Raw genomic sequence first — 14215 nt, forward strand, 5'->3', positions numbered from 1 at the left:
TCCCCGCCCCCGCCGAAGCGGGCCCTGATTCCTGATTCCGGGTCCTTGATTCCGGGTCTCATCCCTGGTCCTTGGCCCCTGATCCCGTCGCTCGCCGTTCGCCGCCCGGCTGGCCGGGCCCCGCGACCTGGCTGACCGGACCCGTCCGTGCGGTGGCGTACCGTCGTGTCATCGTCTGCCAGTGCCGGCGGTCCCCGCCAGCAGCGCCGTTGAATTGATCTTCGAGGTCGAGATGCCCGCCCTGCGCTCCCGTACCACCACCCACGGCCGGAACATGGCCGGCGCCCGCGCCCTGTGGCGCGCGACCGGGATGACCGACGATGACTTCGGCAAGCCGATCGTCGCCGTGGCCAACAGCTTCACCGAGTTCGTTCCGGGGCATGTGCACCTGCGTGACCTTGGCTCGCTGGTGGCCGGGGCGGTGGCCGAGGCCGGTGGGGTGGCGCGCGAGTTCAACACCATCGCCGTGGACGACGGCATCGCGATGGGGCACGGCGGGATGCTCTACTCGCTGCCGTCCCGCGAGCTCATCGCCGACAGCGTCGAGTACATGGTGAACGCCCACTGCGCCGACGCCCTGGTCTGCATCTCCAACTGCGACAAGATCACCCCGGGGATGCTGCTCGCGGCACTGCGGCTGAACATCCCGACCGTGTTCGTCTCCGGCGGGGCGATGGAGTCGGGCAATGCGGTCATCTCCGGCGGCACGGCCCGGTCCAGGCTGGACCTCATCACCGCGATGTCGGCGGCGGTCAACCCGGACATCTCGGACGGCGACCTGTCGATGATCGAGCGTTCGGCCTGCCCGACGTGCGGATCCTGCTCCGGCATGTTCACGGCGAACTCGATGAACTGCCTGACCGAGGCGATCGGGCTGTCCCTGCCCGGCAACGGGTCGACCCTGGCCACCGCCGCCGCCCGCCGTGAGCTGTTCGTCGAGGCCGGGCGTCTCGTGGTCGACCTGGCGCGGCGCTACTACGAGAAGGACGACGAGGCGGTCCTGCCCCGGTCGATCGCGACCGCCGCCGCCTTCCGCAACGCCTTCGCGGTCGACGTGGCAATGGGCGGCTCGACGAACACCGTGCTGCATCTGCTGGCTGCCGCCGTCGAGGCCGGCGTCGACATCACCCTCGCCGACATCGACCGGATCTCCCGCACCGTCCCCTGCCTGTGCAAGGTGGCGCCGAGCTCCACCCGTTACTATCTGGAGGACGTCCACCGGGCGGGCGGCATCCCCGCGGTCCTCGGCGAGCTCGACCGGGCCGGGCTGCTCGACCCGGACCCGCATACGGTGCACTCGGCGAGCCTGCGCGAGTTCCTCGACCGCTGGGACGTCCGCGGCCCGAGCCCCTCGCCGGGCGCGATCGAGCTGTTCCACGCGGCGCCGGGTGGCGTGCGCACGATCGAGCCGTTCAGCTCCACCAATCGGTGGGACACCCTCGACACCGACGCCAGAGACGGCTGCATCCGTTCGGTCGAGCACGCCTACTCCGCCGAGGGTGGGCTCGCGGTGCTGTTCGGCAACCTGGCCATCGAGGGCGCCGTCGTGAAGACGGCCGGCGTGGACGAGAGCCAGTGGGCCTTCCGCGGCCCGGCGCTCGTGGTCGAGAGCCAGGAGGAGGCGGTCGACGCCATCCTCACCGGGCGGGTCAAGGCCGGGGATGTGATCATCGTCCGCTACGAGGGCCCCCGCGGTGGCCCGGGGATGCAGGAGATGCTCTACCCCACCGCGTTCCTCAAGGGTCGCGGTCTCGGCCCGAAGTGCGCTCTGATCACCGACGGCCGGTTCTCCGGCGGGAGCTCCGGACTGTCGATCGGTCACGTCTCCCCGGAGGCGGCCCACGGCGGGACGATCGCCCTGGTCCGCGACGGGGACATCATCGAGATCGACATCCCGGCCCGCCGGCTGGAGCTCGTGGTCTCCGACGAGGAATTGGCGAGCCGACGCGCGGCGCTGGACGCGGCCGGCGGCTACCGTCCCACGGGGCGGGAACGGCCGGTGTCCATGGCGCTGCGGGCCTATGCGGCGATGGCGACCTCGGCCTCCACCGGTGCCGCGCGCGACGTCGGTCTGCTCGGCGGCTGACGAGGCGTCCGAGCGGGCCCGGCTCGGACCGGGCTCGGACCGGGACGGGTTCAGACCGGGACGGCGGCGGGGGCGGACGACGGCGTCGCGAGCGTTACGGCGAAATCCCCGTCGGGATCCGTCCACTGCCGCGCCACCGCCCAGCCCGCCAGCGCAAGCTCCGAGGCGATGCCGTCCAGGGTGAACTTGGCGCTGATCTCGGTGAGGATCTCCTCGCCCGGCTGGAAGTCGGCCGTGACGGCGAGGGTCGCGATTGAGACGCGCTGCTCCCGAACGGAACGTAGCCGCATCTCGATCCAGGAGTTCTCGGCGTTCCAGATCGCCACGTGCGCGAATCCGCGGATGTCGAAGTCGCCCCCGAGCTCCCGGTTGATCACCGTCAGCACATTGCGGTTGAAGGCGGCGGTGACCCCGGCACCGTCGTCGTACGCGGCGACGAGGCGGTCGACGTCCTTGACGAGGTCCGTTCCCAGCAACAGGGCGTCGGAGCTCTCGGCCTGCCCGCGCAGCGTACGGAGGAGGTTCTGCCGCTGCGCGGGGCGCAGATTGCCAACCGTGCCGCCGAGGAAGGCGAGCAGCCGGTGGCCACCTCGGGGCAGCTGGTGCAGATGCCGTTCGAAGTCCCCGACCACGGCCGCCACGGAGAGCCCCGGGTAGGTGGTGAGGATCCCGCGACCCGCCCGCACCAGGGCTGCCTCGTCGACATCGAAGGGGATGAAGCGGCGGAGGTTGCCGGCCGCCCGCAGCGCGTCGAGCAGCAGCCTGGTCTTGTCGGAGGTTCCCGATCCCAGCTCGATGAGGGTGTCGGCCGGACAGGCCGTCGCGATCTCGTCGGCGTAACTGACCAGGATGGCCCGTTCCCGCCGGGTCGGGTAGTACTCCGCCAACCGGGTGATCTTGTCGAACAGCATGCCGCCGGTGGTGTCGTAGAACCACTTCGGCGGCAGCTCGCGGGGGCTCGCGGTGAGGCCGGCGAGGACGTCGCGGGCCAGCGTGACGGTGCGATCCGACTCGTGCAGGTGGCGGTCGACGGAGAGACCCGGGAATGGGATCTCCGCCGTGCCGTTCGCGCCCGTCCCCTCAGGGACGGCATCATCCGCCCGGGCGGTTGTCGGAGTCCTTGGTGTCATGGATGTGCCCTCCATCAACGTGGTGCAACCTACGGTAACCGATCTAGGAGATCATGTTACGAAGAGTGACTTGGTGTGTGTCGGCTACCAGGAGGTGATGGTCCGGAACGTCCACCCAGCCCGGTTCGTCATCGTCTGGTTCGCTTGCGACCAGGACTCCATCTTTCTCCATCCGGTATGACAGGCTGTCCCGCCAGGCGGTCGCCACGATCTGGGTTCCATCCACCACCAGCAGGTTCAGCCGGGCCCGCTCGCCCGGACCCGCCGCGTCCAGCGACAGCACGACCTCGGCGACCGCCTCGGCGAGTGGACGCTTCCCGGCGCGCTCCCACACCAGCGCGGCGAGCAGCGCGGAGTCGCACGTCGAGTCCGGGACCGGAGCGTCGGGCCGGTCGCGCAGCATCCGCCGGACGGCCACCGGGTCGACCCGGCCGTTGTGGCTGAGCAGCCGGTGGCCGTCGGTGAAGGGAGCCGTCGCGCTCTCTTCGACCGGCATGCCGACGGTGGCGCTACGCACGGCCGCCAGCACGCAGCCGGAGGCGACCGCGCCGGCGATCGAGGCGTACGAGGCGTCCGTCCACATCGGCACGGCCCGGCGGAACCGGGCCGGCGCCGCCCGCAGCGCCGGGGCGTACCAGCCGACTCCGAACCCGTCGGCGTTCACCGTGCCGTGGCGCATCCGCCTCGGCGACCACGACTGGCGCAGCAGGCTGTACGGACGCTCCAGGGTCAGCCCCGCCAGGGTCCGTGGCGTTCCGATCCAGGCGAGGTGCCGACACACCGAGGTCTCCTTCGCACACGTGCTCGCTCGTCACCCGGCGTCGCGGGCCAGCCGGAATCCGGCGAAGATCTGCCGGCGGATCGGGTAGTCCCAGTTCCGGAACGTGGCGCGGACGGCGACGGCGTCCGTCGCCCAGCTGCCCCCGCGCAGGACGCGGAAGGACGACTCCCGCCCGGCCTTCGGAAAGAAGACCTCGCTGTACTCCCGGTAGGGATAAGACGCGAAGCCCGGGTACGGCGTGAACCCGCTCGCCGTCCATTCCCAGACGTCCCCGATCATCTGTTCGGCTCCGCAGGGACTCGCGCCCGCGGGATAGGCCCCCAGCGGGGCCGGGCCGCTCGTCCGGTTGCCCAGGTTGGCACGCTCCGGAGTCGGATCGGTGTCCCCCCACGGATACCGCCGTGAACGTCCGGTGACCGGGTCGTAGGCGGCGGCCTTCTCCCACTCGGCCTCGGTCGGCAGCCGCTTGCCGGCCCAGCGGGCATGCGCCTCGGCCTCGTACCAGCACACGTGCTGGACCGGCTCGTCGAGGGGAACCGGCTCGACCCGGCCGAACCGGCGGCGTAGCCAGGTGCCGCCCTCGCGCCACCAGAACGCGGGCGCGCTCAGGCCCTCCGTCTGGCGCCATTCCCATCCCGCCGTCGACCAGAGCCGCTCGTCGTCGTAGCCGTCGGCGTCGATGAAGGCGATCTGCGCCCGGTTGGAGACGGGGATGGTGTCGATCCAGAACGCGGGGAGGTGGACGCGGTGGGCGGGACCCTCGTTGTCGAAGGCCCAGGGATGGGTGCTGGTGCCGAGGGTGAACTCGCCGGCCGGCACGAGGACCTCCGGCCGCGGCACCCGGCGGCCGGGCGGTGGCGCCGCGCCGGGAGCGAGTACCGGCGGTCCCTGGCGGAGCTGGTGCGTGGCGAGCATCGTCTCGTCGTGCATGTGCTCGTGCTGCACGACCATGCCGTAGATGAAGCCGTCGGCGAGCAGCCGTTCCCGCTCCGGTACGGCAGCGGTTTCCGCGGTGGCGCCGGCCACCGGTCCGAACCGGTCGGGTCCGAACCGGTCGAGGAGGTCGAGGGTGCGGCCGCGGACCTCGTGCAGGTACGCCCTGGTCTCGGCGGGGCCGAGCAGGGCCAGTCGGCTGCGGCTCGCGCGGCTGTGCCGGAACGCGTCGTAGATGTCGTCGAGCCCCGGCCGCGTCCCGGTGCCGCCGGCCAGCGCGCGCACCAGCCAGAGATCCTCGTAGTTGCCGACGTGAGCGAGGTCCCAGACCAGCGGGGACATCAGCGGCGAGTGCTGGCGGAGGAGATCCTCCGCGGCGATGTCGGTGTACGTAAGTGAACGCCGGCGCGTGGCCCGGAGGGCGTCGGCGACGGTGTCGGCGGTGATCGGCATAGCCTCCTGGGTCGGCATAGCCTCCTGGGCGGCGGCGGTCTCCCGGTCGGCTGGGTCGGCTGGGTCGGCCGGGGACGCCGGGGACTGGGTCAGACGAGTGAGACGCACCGGTGGGCCTCCTCACGCAGCAGACCGGTCGGGCCGATCGCGAGAAGTCGTTCGGTCAGTTCGTCGGCCGGACATCGGCCGCGGTCGAGGTAGCGCCCGGCGAACGACTCGACCGTCTCGGCGAGATCGGTCGCGCCGCCGCGGCGCAGGGCGCTCACGGCCAGGTCGACGCAGCGCACCGCCGCGCGTCGCAGGGGCTCGTCGGCCATGCCGAGCATCGCCGCGGCCGGCCAGCGATGCGCGACGGCCAGGCACGCCTCGAACGCTCCGTCCGCGGCGACCGGGTCGTCAAGCAGTACCGTCGGCATCGCGACGGCGGCCTGCCAGCCGTCACCTGGTTGCGCGTCGAGGTAGCGCAGCTCCCACCAGCCACGCGGTCGGACCGGCGGGAACACCGTGGTCGCGTGGTAAGAGAGGTCGTCGCGGGTCGGGGGACGGGTGACCGGGCCGCGGCCGGCGAGCCAGTCCCCGAAGGTCGAGCCGTCCCGGACCGCGACGAAATGATGATCGTTTTTGGGGTCGCCGGCCCCGGCGGGATTCCCGACCATCATCAGCTTGGCGTCGAGCAGGTACCGCGCCCACAGGTCGACGAGATCGGGCTCGGTGTCGCTGGACCCCGGGGCCGTGAGAGCGGCCGCGACGGGCCGGGTCCGGCTCGCGTCGATGCCGTCCCACACCGCCTGGCGGGTCGACCGCCATCCGGTCCGGCGGCCGGCGTACGCGGGTGAGGCGGCGAACAGGGCGGTGAGGACCGGGCCGAGAGCGTGGACGAGTTGGAACCGCCGCGCCGCCTCGGCAGGCGAGCCGCCGAGGTCCAGGTTGACCTGGACGGAGGCGGTCGAGCACATCATCACCGTGCCGGACGCCCCGCCCCCGGTCCGGAAATGCTCCTCCATCGCCGCGTACCGGGACGCGGTGGTCTGCCGCATCCCGACGCGCAGGGGATCGACCCCCATGCCGACGAGGGCCAGGCCGTCCACCGCCAGGGCGGAGCGAACCAGGTTCAGATCGGCGGAGGTCGCCCGCACAGCCGCGGTGAGCTCGGCCGGCGGCCCGGACAGCTCCAGCTGGCCGCCGGGCTCGAAGGTGATGCGGCTGCCCCCGGGCAGGACCGGCCCGCCGGGGCCCGGGGTGGTCCCGGGAATCCGGGCGAGGGACGCCAGCGTGCGGGCCGGCGGGATCAGGCAGTGGACCGCCTGCGTGTCGACGACCAGCCACTCCGTCTCGATGCCGACGCATCCTCCCGGTACCGTCGGGCCACCGTTCCCCCGGGCATCCCTATGGCCGTCCCCCCGGGTGTCCTTGCGGGCGTTCCCGCGGGCCGCCTCATCGCCTGTCCCGTGGACCGGCGTGACGCAGCCGGCCGCGAAGGCCCGTACCTGGTCGGTGTCGATCGCCCGCCGCTGTGGCTGTGAGTGAGGGTGTGGTGGTTGCGGCTCGTCATTCCGGATCCCCTCGGGTGTCACGTGGCGTGGCATCCTGTGGCTCCTCTCCGGCACTGCAACTGTTCGACACCGCGCCCGGCGGCGGCCTCTGGTGGGTTCTCCCCGGCGCTGCCGGCCTCCTACCCGGCCGCCGTACTCGGTGTCGCCTCGCCCAGCTCGCCGATGGGTGGTATAGATGTGTTTTCAACGTGCTTCTCCCTCGCATATTCCACACCCTTGACCCTGTCGCTGTTGTGTATTCGATGGAATGGTGACCGGGACGGACCGGGAGTCAGTAGCACGCCGTGATTGACTGACGGCGGAGCCGGTTCCGGACCCGGAGACAACGCCGAGCGCAACGGCGTCGTGACGGCGCCGGGAGGTGGTGACCGCGGACGTGTCCGATCGGCAGTCAGCGGGACGTTCGGCCATGGCCGAGTACCTGCGGCGCAAGCAGCTGTACGTCGCCGAGCGCGGTGATCATAAACGGCGGGCGATGGCCGTCGCCGGGGCGACAGCGGGTGCCGTCGCCCTCGTCGTCGCCGTGGTCAGCCTCCTGGTCGGGCTGCCCGCGCTCGTGGCCGTGCAGCTCGCGATCATCTCGGCCGTCGTGGTGGTCCTCGTCGCGGCGACCCGGTTTCTCCGGTCCCCGCCGGAGATCGAGGCCTGGCGCGAGGACGCGGAGGCCGAACGCAGCACCGCACGGGCGTTGGACCGTTTGGTCCGGGCCGGCTACACCGTCCTGCACGACCGCGCGCTGGCCGACTCGGCCGGCAATATCGACCATCTCGTCATCGGGCCGTCCGGGGCCTGGGTGATCGAGACCGACGCCCATCCGGGACCGATCCGCCAGAACGCCGCCGGGGTCTGGGCCGGCAAGGTTCCGTTGCGGGCGATGCTGGGGCTGGTCGCGTGGATGGGCGAGGAGGCCACCGCGCAGCTCCTCGCGGAACTGCCGGCGGGCTGGCAGTTGGAGGTCCAGCCGGTCGTGGCCTTCGCCCGCGCGGATCTTCCCGCCGGCCTGGCCCTCGTCGAGGGCGTGCTGTTGCTGCCTGCCACCGGGGTGGCCGACTACGTGCTCTCCGCCGGGGTCGTGCTTCGGCCCATCGACGTGGCGATGCTGGTCGACGTGGCCGAGCGGGTGTTCCCGGCCTATGCGGTGTCGGGACCCCCGCCGTCCTGGCCGGCCCGATCCCGGCTGCGCGGCCTGCTGCGGCGTTGATCAGCCTGCGGTGACGTTGATCAGGGCGATGCGACCCGGTCCGGCCACGGTGCCGGCGGGCGGGATACCGTTGGGTGAAGGTGGCCTACGAAGGAGACGAGATGGTTCGCAAGGTGACCGTGCTGGCTCTACTGGCGAGCGCCGGAGCCGCGCTGACCGCCGTCCGGCGCCGCAGCAGGGGCAAGGAGGAGATCGACCTCTGGCGGGAGGCGACCTCCGCGGCGGGCGCCCCGGCCGGCGGGCGCTGAGGTCCACGGCAAGGCCGGGATGCCAGCCCGCCCCGGGGGGTCAGCCCGCCGAAGCTTCCAGCTCAGGGCCTCAGCCTCAGAGCTCGACTAGGCCCACGTCGGCGACCAGGGTGCCGACCAGCCCGGCCGGGGCGGCGAGGTGCAGCTCGATGTGCGTCTCCGACACCAGATCCTCGACGACGCGCAGCGGCACGTGGATTGAACCCCGCGCTCCGATCGGGAAGAAGCGCATGGGAACCCCGTTCCGCAGGAGGATCGGGCAGATCAGTTCGTCCGTCGAGTTGCCGCCCCGGAAGTAGAGCGGCTGGGCGGTGATGCCGGCTGGGACGACGTAGCTGAACGACGAGCCAAGCGAAATCGGAACATCCAGACCTTTGCCCTCGAAGGGGACAATGCCCTGCAGGAAGCGAGGAGTTGTGAACATCCGCTCATCCTTCCGCCGGGTATCCGTGTGCATGCTTTCCGTATCTTCCTCTGGGTATTTTCGCTCGGAGCTGTTTCCACCGCGTTACGTCGGCCATCGAGGGAGCGTCGGACGCGGCCCGGATCTCGAGCGCAACGTGTGCCGACTATAAGGAATCTGCGGGTAAAGACGCTGGTAGGAGGCTTGACCTGGCGTGTGGTGGCGTGTGGTGGCGTCGGGGGGCACCGTAGAACCATGACCACCCCGACCTCGCCCCGACCGTCCGACGCCATCGTCCCCGGCGCGGGAGTTGATGCCGACTCCGGGGCGGGTGTGAGCATCGCTCAGGAGTCGAGCATCGACACGTCGCCGCCGTCCGGTCCCTCCTACCTCCCCTCGGTGGTTCCGCACGATCGGCTCGCCGGATGTGCAGCGGCCCATCGGCGTCTACTGGAGGTGGCCGGCCGGCTGGACGACATCGTCGTGCGCCGTCCGTCGGGCCTGCCGGGCTGGGCGGTCGGTCACCTGCTCACCCACCTGGCCCGCAACGCGGACAGTCACACCGGCATGGTCGAAGCCGCCCGGGCCGGTGGGATCCGGGCCCAGTACCCGGGGGGCGCGCAGCAGCGGGAGGACGGCATCGCCGCCGGTTGCGATCTGCCCGCCGCCCAGGTCCGCGACGACCTGGTGGCCGCGGTGACTCGGCTGGAGCGGGCCTGGGACGGCGTGCAGGTCGACGTCTGGCGCACGGGTCTCGGGCACACCGCCACCTATGGCCTGACGACCCTTGCTGATCTGGTCTTCCTCCGCTGGCGGGAGACCGAGATACACCTCGTCGACCTCGATCTTGCCGATCTCGGCGGTCCCGGCTGGGCGGACCTGAGCCCGGCCTACGTCCAGACCGAATGGGAGTGGACCCTGCGCGGGCTGCCGGCCCGAGTACCCCCGGAGATCACCGTCGTGCTGGCGCCGGGGGACCGGCCGTCGACCGCCGTCGGTCGCGGGCAGCGGCGTGTGGTCGTCGATACGCCCACCAGGCCGACGCTGCGCTGGCTCGCCGGCCGGGACCCGGGCCGGCCGGACTGGCCCACCCTCGCCCCCTGGGAATGACCGGCGCTTTCTCGGACTGACCGGCCGGCTGCTCGGCGTCCCGGACCGGGCTGGCGGGACCCGCGACGGGGCGGGCTTCTTCTGAGGTTTCCGGCTAGCGCGACAATGTCTGCCGTGTTGGACAACAGGGACAACTGGGGTGAGGCGGCGCGCGGGCGACGTGGGGATCGTGGCCGGAGCTTTTCATGATCACGATGGCCTTGTTCAACAACAAGGGCGGCGTCGGTAAGACGACCCTCGCCTACCACCTGGCGCACATGCTGCAGCGCATGGGTCACCGGGTGCTCGCGGTCGATCTCGATCCGCAGGCGAACCTGACCGCCCAGTTCCTCGACGAGGACGAGCTGACCCAGCTGTGGGAGGAGCCGGAGGTCACCGCGTCGTCCGCGCCGAAGCCCATCATCGACCTCGACGTGCGCCCGGTTCGGATTGTCCCCGGTACGGGGACGATGGCGACGGCGATCGGGCCGATCATGGAGGGGGTCGGGGACGTCGCGCTCTTCGATCCGGTGACGATCGAGGACGGCCTGTGGCTGCTGCCCGGTGACGTCGAGCTGAGCGTCTTCGAGGACCGGCTGTCGGCCGCCTGGCCGAACAGCTTCCTCGGCAAGGACATCGCGGCGCTGCGTACGACGACGGCGTTGCACCGGGTCATCGACCATGGTGCCCGCTTGGTTGGCGCCGAGATCGTGCTCATCGACGTGGGGCCCAATCTGGGGGCCATCAACCGGGCCGCGCTGCTGTCCGCCGACACCGTGCTCATGCCACTGGCAGCGGACCTGTTCTCGCTGCGGGGGCTGCGCAACCTCGGCCCCACGCTGCGGGAGTGGCGTTCCACCTGGCAGGGCACGGTGCTGCCGAAGATTCCCGAGCGCATCTCGGCTCCGCGCGGGCTGATGATGCCGATCGGGTACATCGTGATGCAGCCGCCGACGCGGACCGACCGGCCGGCAAAGGCGCACGACCGGTGGCTCGACCGGATTCCCGAGGTGTTCGCGACCTCGGTGCTCACCAGCGGGAACCCCGGACCGCACGACCGTTCCTTCGAGATCGCCACTCTGGGGCACTACGCGAACCTGATCCCGCTGGCGCACGACGCCCGTAAGCCGATGTTCGAACTGCGGGCCGGAGACGGCGCGCTCGGCGGTACGCAGAGCGCGGTGCGGCGGTGCTACTCCGACTTCCGGGATCTCGCGGTCAAGGTGCGGGAGCGGCTGGCCTTCATCGATCCGACCCTGCGCCGGTCCTGGCCGACGGGCCGGTTATCCACAGGGTGGCGGTTGGGGGAGTCGCGGCCCGGTTATCCACAGGGCTCCCGCGGGGCACGATGGTCGTAGGCGGGCACTGTGACCGCCGGAAGACCGGATCCCCCCGAGCATCGGTGTCCCCCCATGGTTCCCGGGTGGTTCCCGTGCCGGACCAACGTCCGAGGAGACCGTCATGCCGTACGCTTGTGAAGCGCTTCGCCGAGGTGGTCATCGTCGAATGGTTCCGTCCCGGCCGGAGTGCGTCCCTCGGGGGCGTAGCTCAATTGGCAGAGCACTGCCTTTGCAAGGCAGGGGTTAGGGGTTCGAGTCCCCTCGTCTCCACCACGATGCGCAACAATGCCCTGACCTGGGCAAATAGGTAAATTCTATGAGATCTGATCCTTGATCGAATAGAGAATGTCCAGGTCGGGGTATTGATCGTCTGGTTCGATTCCCGGGTGCATCGACAAGTCTCGACTACGTTGGGTAGTCGTGGGAGGTTGGTCGAGCAAGGGATGTCGACGGCCAGCGTGCACTCCAAGATGTCTCCGCTGGGATCTGGCATCTGATTAGCCGGGATCATGATGCCTCGTGCGGAGGAGTCGGAACTCGCGCGGTCATGAACCAGAAAGTCCCAAGATGACGGTGTGCGAGTTTGTATCGGGGCTTGCCTCAATGCCACTTCCACTATTTAGATCTTGGTGGGCTGTGGTGTGTCGATTCAGGTGGTTCCGTCTGGTTGGCGGCATGATCGAGCGCTGTGGCGGACACGGGGGCGGTGGCGGGTAGCCAGCTGACGGACTGGATTTCCCTGGGGGTCCTGACGTCGTTCGTCCCGCGTGATGCGGTCGATGAGGCGACCGGAGCGGGTGCCCGGCGCTCCGATGCGACGATCCCACCGCAGGTCGTGGCCTACTTCGTGGTGGCGCTCGCGTTGTTCGCGCGGACGACGACTACGAGGCGGTCGCCCGCCGGCTCGCTGCCACGCTCACCGATCTCGACGTGGTGGGGCTGCGGTGGGGACCGGCCTCGGGCGGGCTGACCAAAGCCCGCCAGCGGCTCGGAACCGAGCCGCTGGCGGAGCTGTTCAGCCAGGTCGCCGGGCCGGTCGCGGACCTGGACACGGCCGGGGCGTTCCTCGCCCGGTGGCGGCTGATGAGTATCGACGGGCTGGAATGGGACGTGCCGGCCTCGAAGGTGAACATCTCCGCGTTCGGCGTGCCGGTGGGCCGCGACGACGCGCCGGGGGTGTTGCCGAAGGTCTGCCCGGTCACCGTGTCCGAGTGTGCCTCACACGTCCCGGTCCTGGCCGCGCTCGGCCCGGCCGGTGGGACGAAGCCCGCCAGCGAGCAGGCCCTGGCCCGGGCCCTCTACCCGCGGCTGGCCTCGGGCTGGCTGTTGCTCGCGGACCGCAACTTCTACTCCTGGACGGACTGGTGTGCGGCGGCGGACACTGGTGCGGCGTTGCTGTGGCGGGTCAAGGCCAGCCTGCGGCTGCCCCCTACGGACTGTTTCGGAACTGGCAGCGGGACGGCACCTGGGAACGGATCCTGACCCAGCTTCAGGCCCAGGCGGACGCGCAAGGGCTGATCACCTGGGACGTTTCCGTCGACTCCACGGTGGCCCGGGCCCACCAGCACGCCGCCGGTGCACGCAAAAGGGGGATCTTCGGCGGGAACCTCCGGGAGGAGTAGTCACAGAACCGGCCGGCCATGGGCTGGGACGTTCCCGCGGTGGGTTCTCTACAAAGATCCATCTTGCCTGCGAGCAGGGCCGTCGTCCGCTGGCGTTGCTGGTCACCGCCGGGCAGCGCGGCGACAGCCCGCAGTTCTCGGCCGTACTCGACAAGATCCGTGTTCCCCGGTCGGGGCCTGGCCGTCCCCGGACCCGTCCCGACCGGGTCATGGCGGACAAGGCCTACAGCTCCCGGGCGAACCGGGCTTTGCTCCGCCGTCGGGGGATGCGGACTCGACCTCGACCGCGCGGCCGTCAACGCCGCCCTCGCTGTGGCCCACCACAATGGCGGCACCGAAGGCGTGAACACCAAAACCAGACGGATCATGCGCCAGATGCACGGCCGAGCCGAGTTCACCCTCCTCCGCCACCGCATCCTGCTCGGCTGACATTCGGTCACCGCCGAAAGTGAGCCAGAGCCGTTTTCTGGACACATCCCCCATTCACTACGTCGCCAGCTACATCGGCAACAAACAGATGATCGCCGCACCCAGACACACAGTACGCTGTGCTGGTACTCGATCAGTCTTCGACCGCCAGGACGACGAAAACGATGAGGACGGGGTCAACGACATGACGGTCACCGTGTCTGTCGATCCACCCGGGCAGCTGTAGGTGGCCGGGGACCGCTGCGACGCGGGCCTGTTGCGCGAGCTGGAGAGCTGGCGGCACGACGGGGAGCCTGAGCGCCGCGTCGACGTCTTCGTGACGTATGCGGACGATCCGGCCGCGCTCACCGCCGCCGGGCTCGAGCTCGGCCACCACGACGGCGAGGTGGCTACCGGTACCGTGTGGCTCGCCGACGTGGCCGCGCTGGAGGCGGTCCCGGGCGTGCGGTGGCTGGCCGCCTCAGCGCGTACGCACCTGCTGATCGATCGCAGCATGCCGGAGATCAAGGCCACCGCCGTGCGCGCTCAGGCCCCGCCGTACTCGGTCGGCGGGACGCCCGGCGCGACCGGCAAGGGCGTTCTGGTCGGCATCCTCGACAACCGGCTCACGGTCACGCACCCGACGTTCACGGTACCTGGGGTCATGCCGCCGAAGAGCCGCGTGATCGGCTACTGGGACCAGGTGTCCCGGCCCGAGGCCGGCCAGGGGCCGCCGCCCGGCTTCCCGTACGGCGTCTGGTGGGACCAGACCGCCGTCGCCGACGTGGTCGCGAACAACCGGATGAACGCGATCTGGACCAGCTCGCAGTCCGACCACGGCTCGCACGTGGCGGGCATCGCTGCGGGCAGTGGCGCGGGCGGGGATGCGGGCCTGCCGCCGTTCCGGCTCGTCGGCGTCGCGCCGGAGGCCGACATCGTCTTCGCGAACTCGGCGATGGTGCTGTCCG

The 14215-nt window shown here is 70.8% G+C and carries 13 protein-coding genes, 1 tRNA gene and 2 pseudogenes; 11 read left to right on the top strand and 5 right to left on the bottom strand.

Annotated features, from left to right (window positions below):
* The first annotated feature begins 232 nt into the window (after nt 1–232).
* The gene (gene ilvD / locus ACY5KJ_RS09515) at nt 233–2086 is read left to right on the top strand and encodes a dihydroxy-acid dehydratase (RefSeq protein ID WP_462187119.1); all 1854 of its coding nucleotides are present in this window, start codon (nt 233–235) and stop codon (nt 2084–2086) included.
* 50 nt (nt 2087–2136) lie between these two features.
* Here ilvD and egtD read toward each other — a convergent pair whose 3' ends face one another.
* The 4 genes from egtD to egtA are packed head-to-tail and all read right to left on the bottom strand — an operon-like array spanning nt 2137 to nt 6969.
* Nucleotides 2137–3216 carry an L-histidine N(alpha)-methyltransferase gene (gene egtD / locus ACY5KJ_RS09520; protein ID WP_462203203.1) on the bottom strand — a complete coding sequence of 360 codons (1080 nt, stop codon included), beginning with the start codon at nt 3214–3216 and terminating at the stop codon, nt 2137–2139.
* Nucleotides 3217–3259: 43 nt separating this feature from the next.
* A complete protein-coding gene (egtC, locus tag ACY5KJ_RS09525) occupies nt 3260–3997 on the bottom strand; it encodes an ergothioneine biosynthesis protein EgtC (protein WP_462187115.1) in 738 nt (245 codons plus the stop codon).
* Nucleotides 3998–4027: 30 nt separating this feature from the next.
* The gene (gene egtB, locus ACY5KJ_RS09530; protein ID WP_462187116.1) at nt 4028–5491 is read right to left on the bottom strand and encodes an ergothioneine biosynthesis protein EgtB; all 1464 of its coding nucleotides are present in this window, start codon (nt 5489–5491) and stop codon (nt 4028–4030) included.
* Nucleotides 5473–6969, bottom strand: coding sequence for an ergothioneine biosynthesis glutamate--cysteine ligase EgtA (gene egtA / locus ACY5KJ_RS09535; RefSeq protein ID WP_462203204.1), 1497 nt, complete (start codon nt 6967–6969; stop codon nt 5473–5475). Before egtA ends, egtB begins: the two co-directional genes overlap by 19 nt.
* A gap of 376 nt (nt 6970–7345) precedes the next feature.
* Between egtA and ACY5KJ_RS09540 the strand changes: the two genes are divergently transcribed.
* Nucleotides 7346–8137, top strand: a complete 792-nt coding sequence (locus ACY5KJ_RS09540) for a nuclease-related domain-containing protein (RefSeq protein WP_462188791.1) — start codon at nt 7346–7348, stop codon at nt 8135–8137.
* 101 nt (nt 8138–8238) lie between these two features.
* A complete protein-coding gene (locus ACY5KJ_RS09545; protein WP_462188792.1) occupies nt 8239–8385 on the top strand; it encodes a DLW-39 family protein in 147 nt (48 codons plus the stop codon).
* A gap of 76 nt (nt 8386–8461) precedes the next feature.
* On the opposite strand, the gene ACY5KJ_RS09550 is transcribed toward ACY5KJ_RS09545, so the two are convergent.
* Nucleotides 8462–8809 (bottom strand): molybdopterin oxidoreductase, encoded by a 348-nt coding sequence (locus ACY5KJ_RS09550; RefSeq protein WP_462188790.1) that lies wholly within the window; start codon nt 8807–8809, stop codon nt 8462–8464.
* A 234-nt stretch (nt 8810–9043) separates the two neighbouring features.
* Here ACY5KJ_RS09550 and ACY5KJ_RS09555 point away from each other — a divergent pair, with 234 nt between their 5' ends.
* From ACY5KJ_RS09555 to ACY5KJ_RS09590, 8 genes and pseudogenes are all read left to right on the top strand, one after another.
* The gene (locus tag ACY5KJ_RS09555; protein ID WP_462188789.1) at nt 9044–9898 is read left to right on the top strand and encodes a maleylpyruvate isomerase family mycothiol-dependent enzyme; all 855 of its coding nucleotides are present in this window, start codon (nt 9044–9046) and stop codon (nt 9896–9898) included.
* 185 nt (nt 9899–10083) lie between these two features.
* Entirely contained in the window at nt 10084–11235 is a 1152-nt protein-coding gene (locus ACY5KJ_RS09560) for a ParA family protein (protein ID WP_462188788.1), read from the top strand.
* A gap of 179 nt (nt 11236–11414) precedes the next feature.
* A tRNA-Ala gene (locus ACY5KJ_RS09565) sits at nt 11415–11490 on the top strand.
* 415 nt (nt 11491–11905) lie between these two features.
* On the top strand, nt 11906–12187 hold the full coding sequence (locus ACY5KJ_RS09570) for a transposase domain-containing protein (RefSeq protein ID WP_462188787.1): 282 nt from the start codon (nt 11906–11908) through the stop codon (nt 12185–12187).
* Nucleotides 12148–12699: a transposase gene (locus tag ACY5KJ_RS09575; protein WP_462188786.1), complete on the top strand. Its 552-nt coding sequence runs from the start codon at nt 12148–12150 to the stop codon at nt 12697–12699. Before ACY5KJ_RS09570 ends, ACY5KJ_RS09575 begins: the two co-directional genes overlap by 40 nt.
* Nucleotides 12602–13090: pseudogene (locus ACY5KJ_RS09580) on the top strand (transposase); the annotation flags it as partial. The gene ACY5KJ_RS09575 and the pseudogene ACY5KJ_RS09580, both read left to right, overlap by 98 nt.
* Nucleotides 13091–13109: 19 nt before the next feature.
* Nucleotides 13110–13268: pseudogene (locus tag ACY5KJ_RS09585) on the top strand (ISL3 family transposase); the annotation flags it as partial.
* A gap of 226 nt (nt 13269–13494) precedes the next feature.
* The coding region (locus ACY5KJ_RS09590; RefSeq protein WP_462203205.1) for a S8 family serine peptidase at nt 13495–14215 on the top strand (721 nt) is incomplete at its 3' end.

The organism is Frankia sp. CcWB3 (genome assembly GCF_977927595.1).

Coding starts and splice junctions, on each gene's coding strand:
- ilvD (WP_462187119.1), top strand. CDS start 233: ATGCCCGCCCTGCGCTCCCGTACCACCACCCACGGCCGGAACATGGCC.
- egtD (WP_462203203.1), bottom strand. CDS start 3,216: ATGACACCAAGGACTCCGACAACCGCCCGGGCGGATGATGCCGTCCCT.
- egtA (WP_462203204.1), bottom strand. CDS start 6,969: ATGCCACGCCACGTGACACCCGAGGGGATCCGGAATGACGAGCCGCAA.
- ACY5KJ_RS09540 (WP_462188791.1), top strand. CDS start 7,346: ATGGCCGAGTACCTGCGGCGCAAGCAGCTGTACGTCGCCGAGCGCGGT.
- ACY5KJ_RS09545 (WP_462188792.1), top strand. CDS start 8,239: ATGGTTCGCAAGGTGACCGTGCTGGCTCTACTGGCGAGCGCCGGAGCC.
- ACY5KJ_RS09550 (WP_462188790.1), bottom strand. CDS start 8,809: ATGTTCACAACTCCTCGCTTCCTGCAGGGCATTGTCCCCTTCGAGGGC.
- ACY5KJ_RS09555 (WP_462188789.1), top strand. CDS start 9,044: ATGACCACCCCGACCTCGCCCCGACCGTCCGACGCCATCGTCCCCGGC.
- ACY5KJ_RS09560 (WP_462188788.1), top strand. CDS start 10,084: ATGATCACGATGGCCTTGTTCAACAACAAGGGCGGCGTCGGTAAGACG.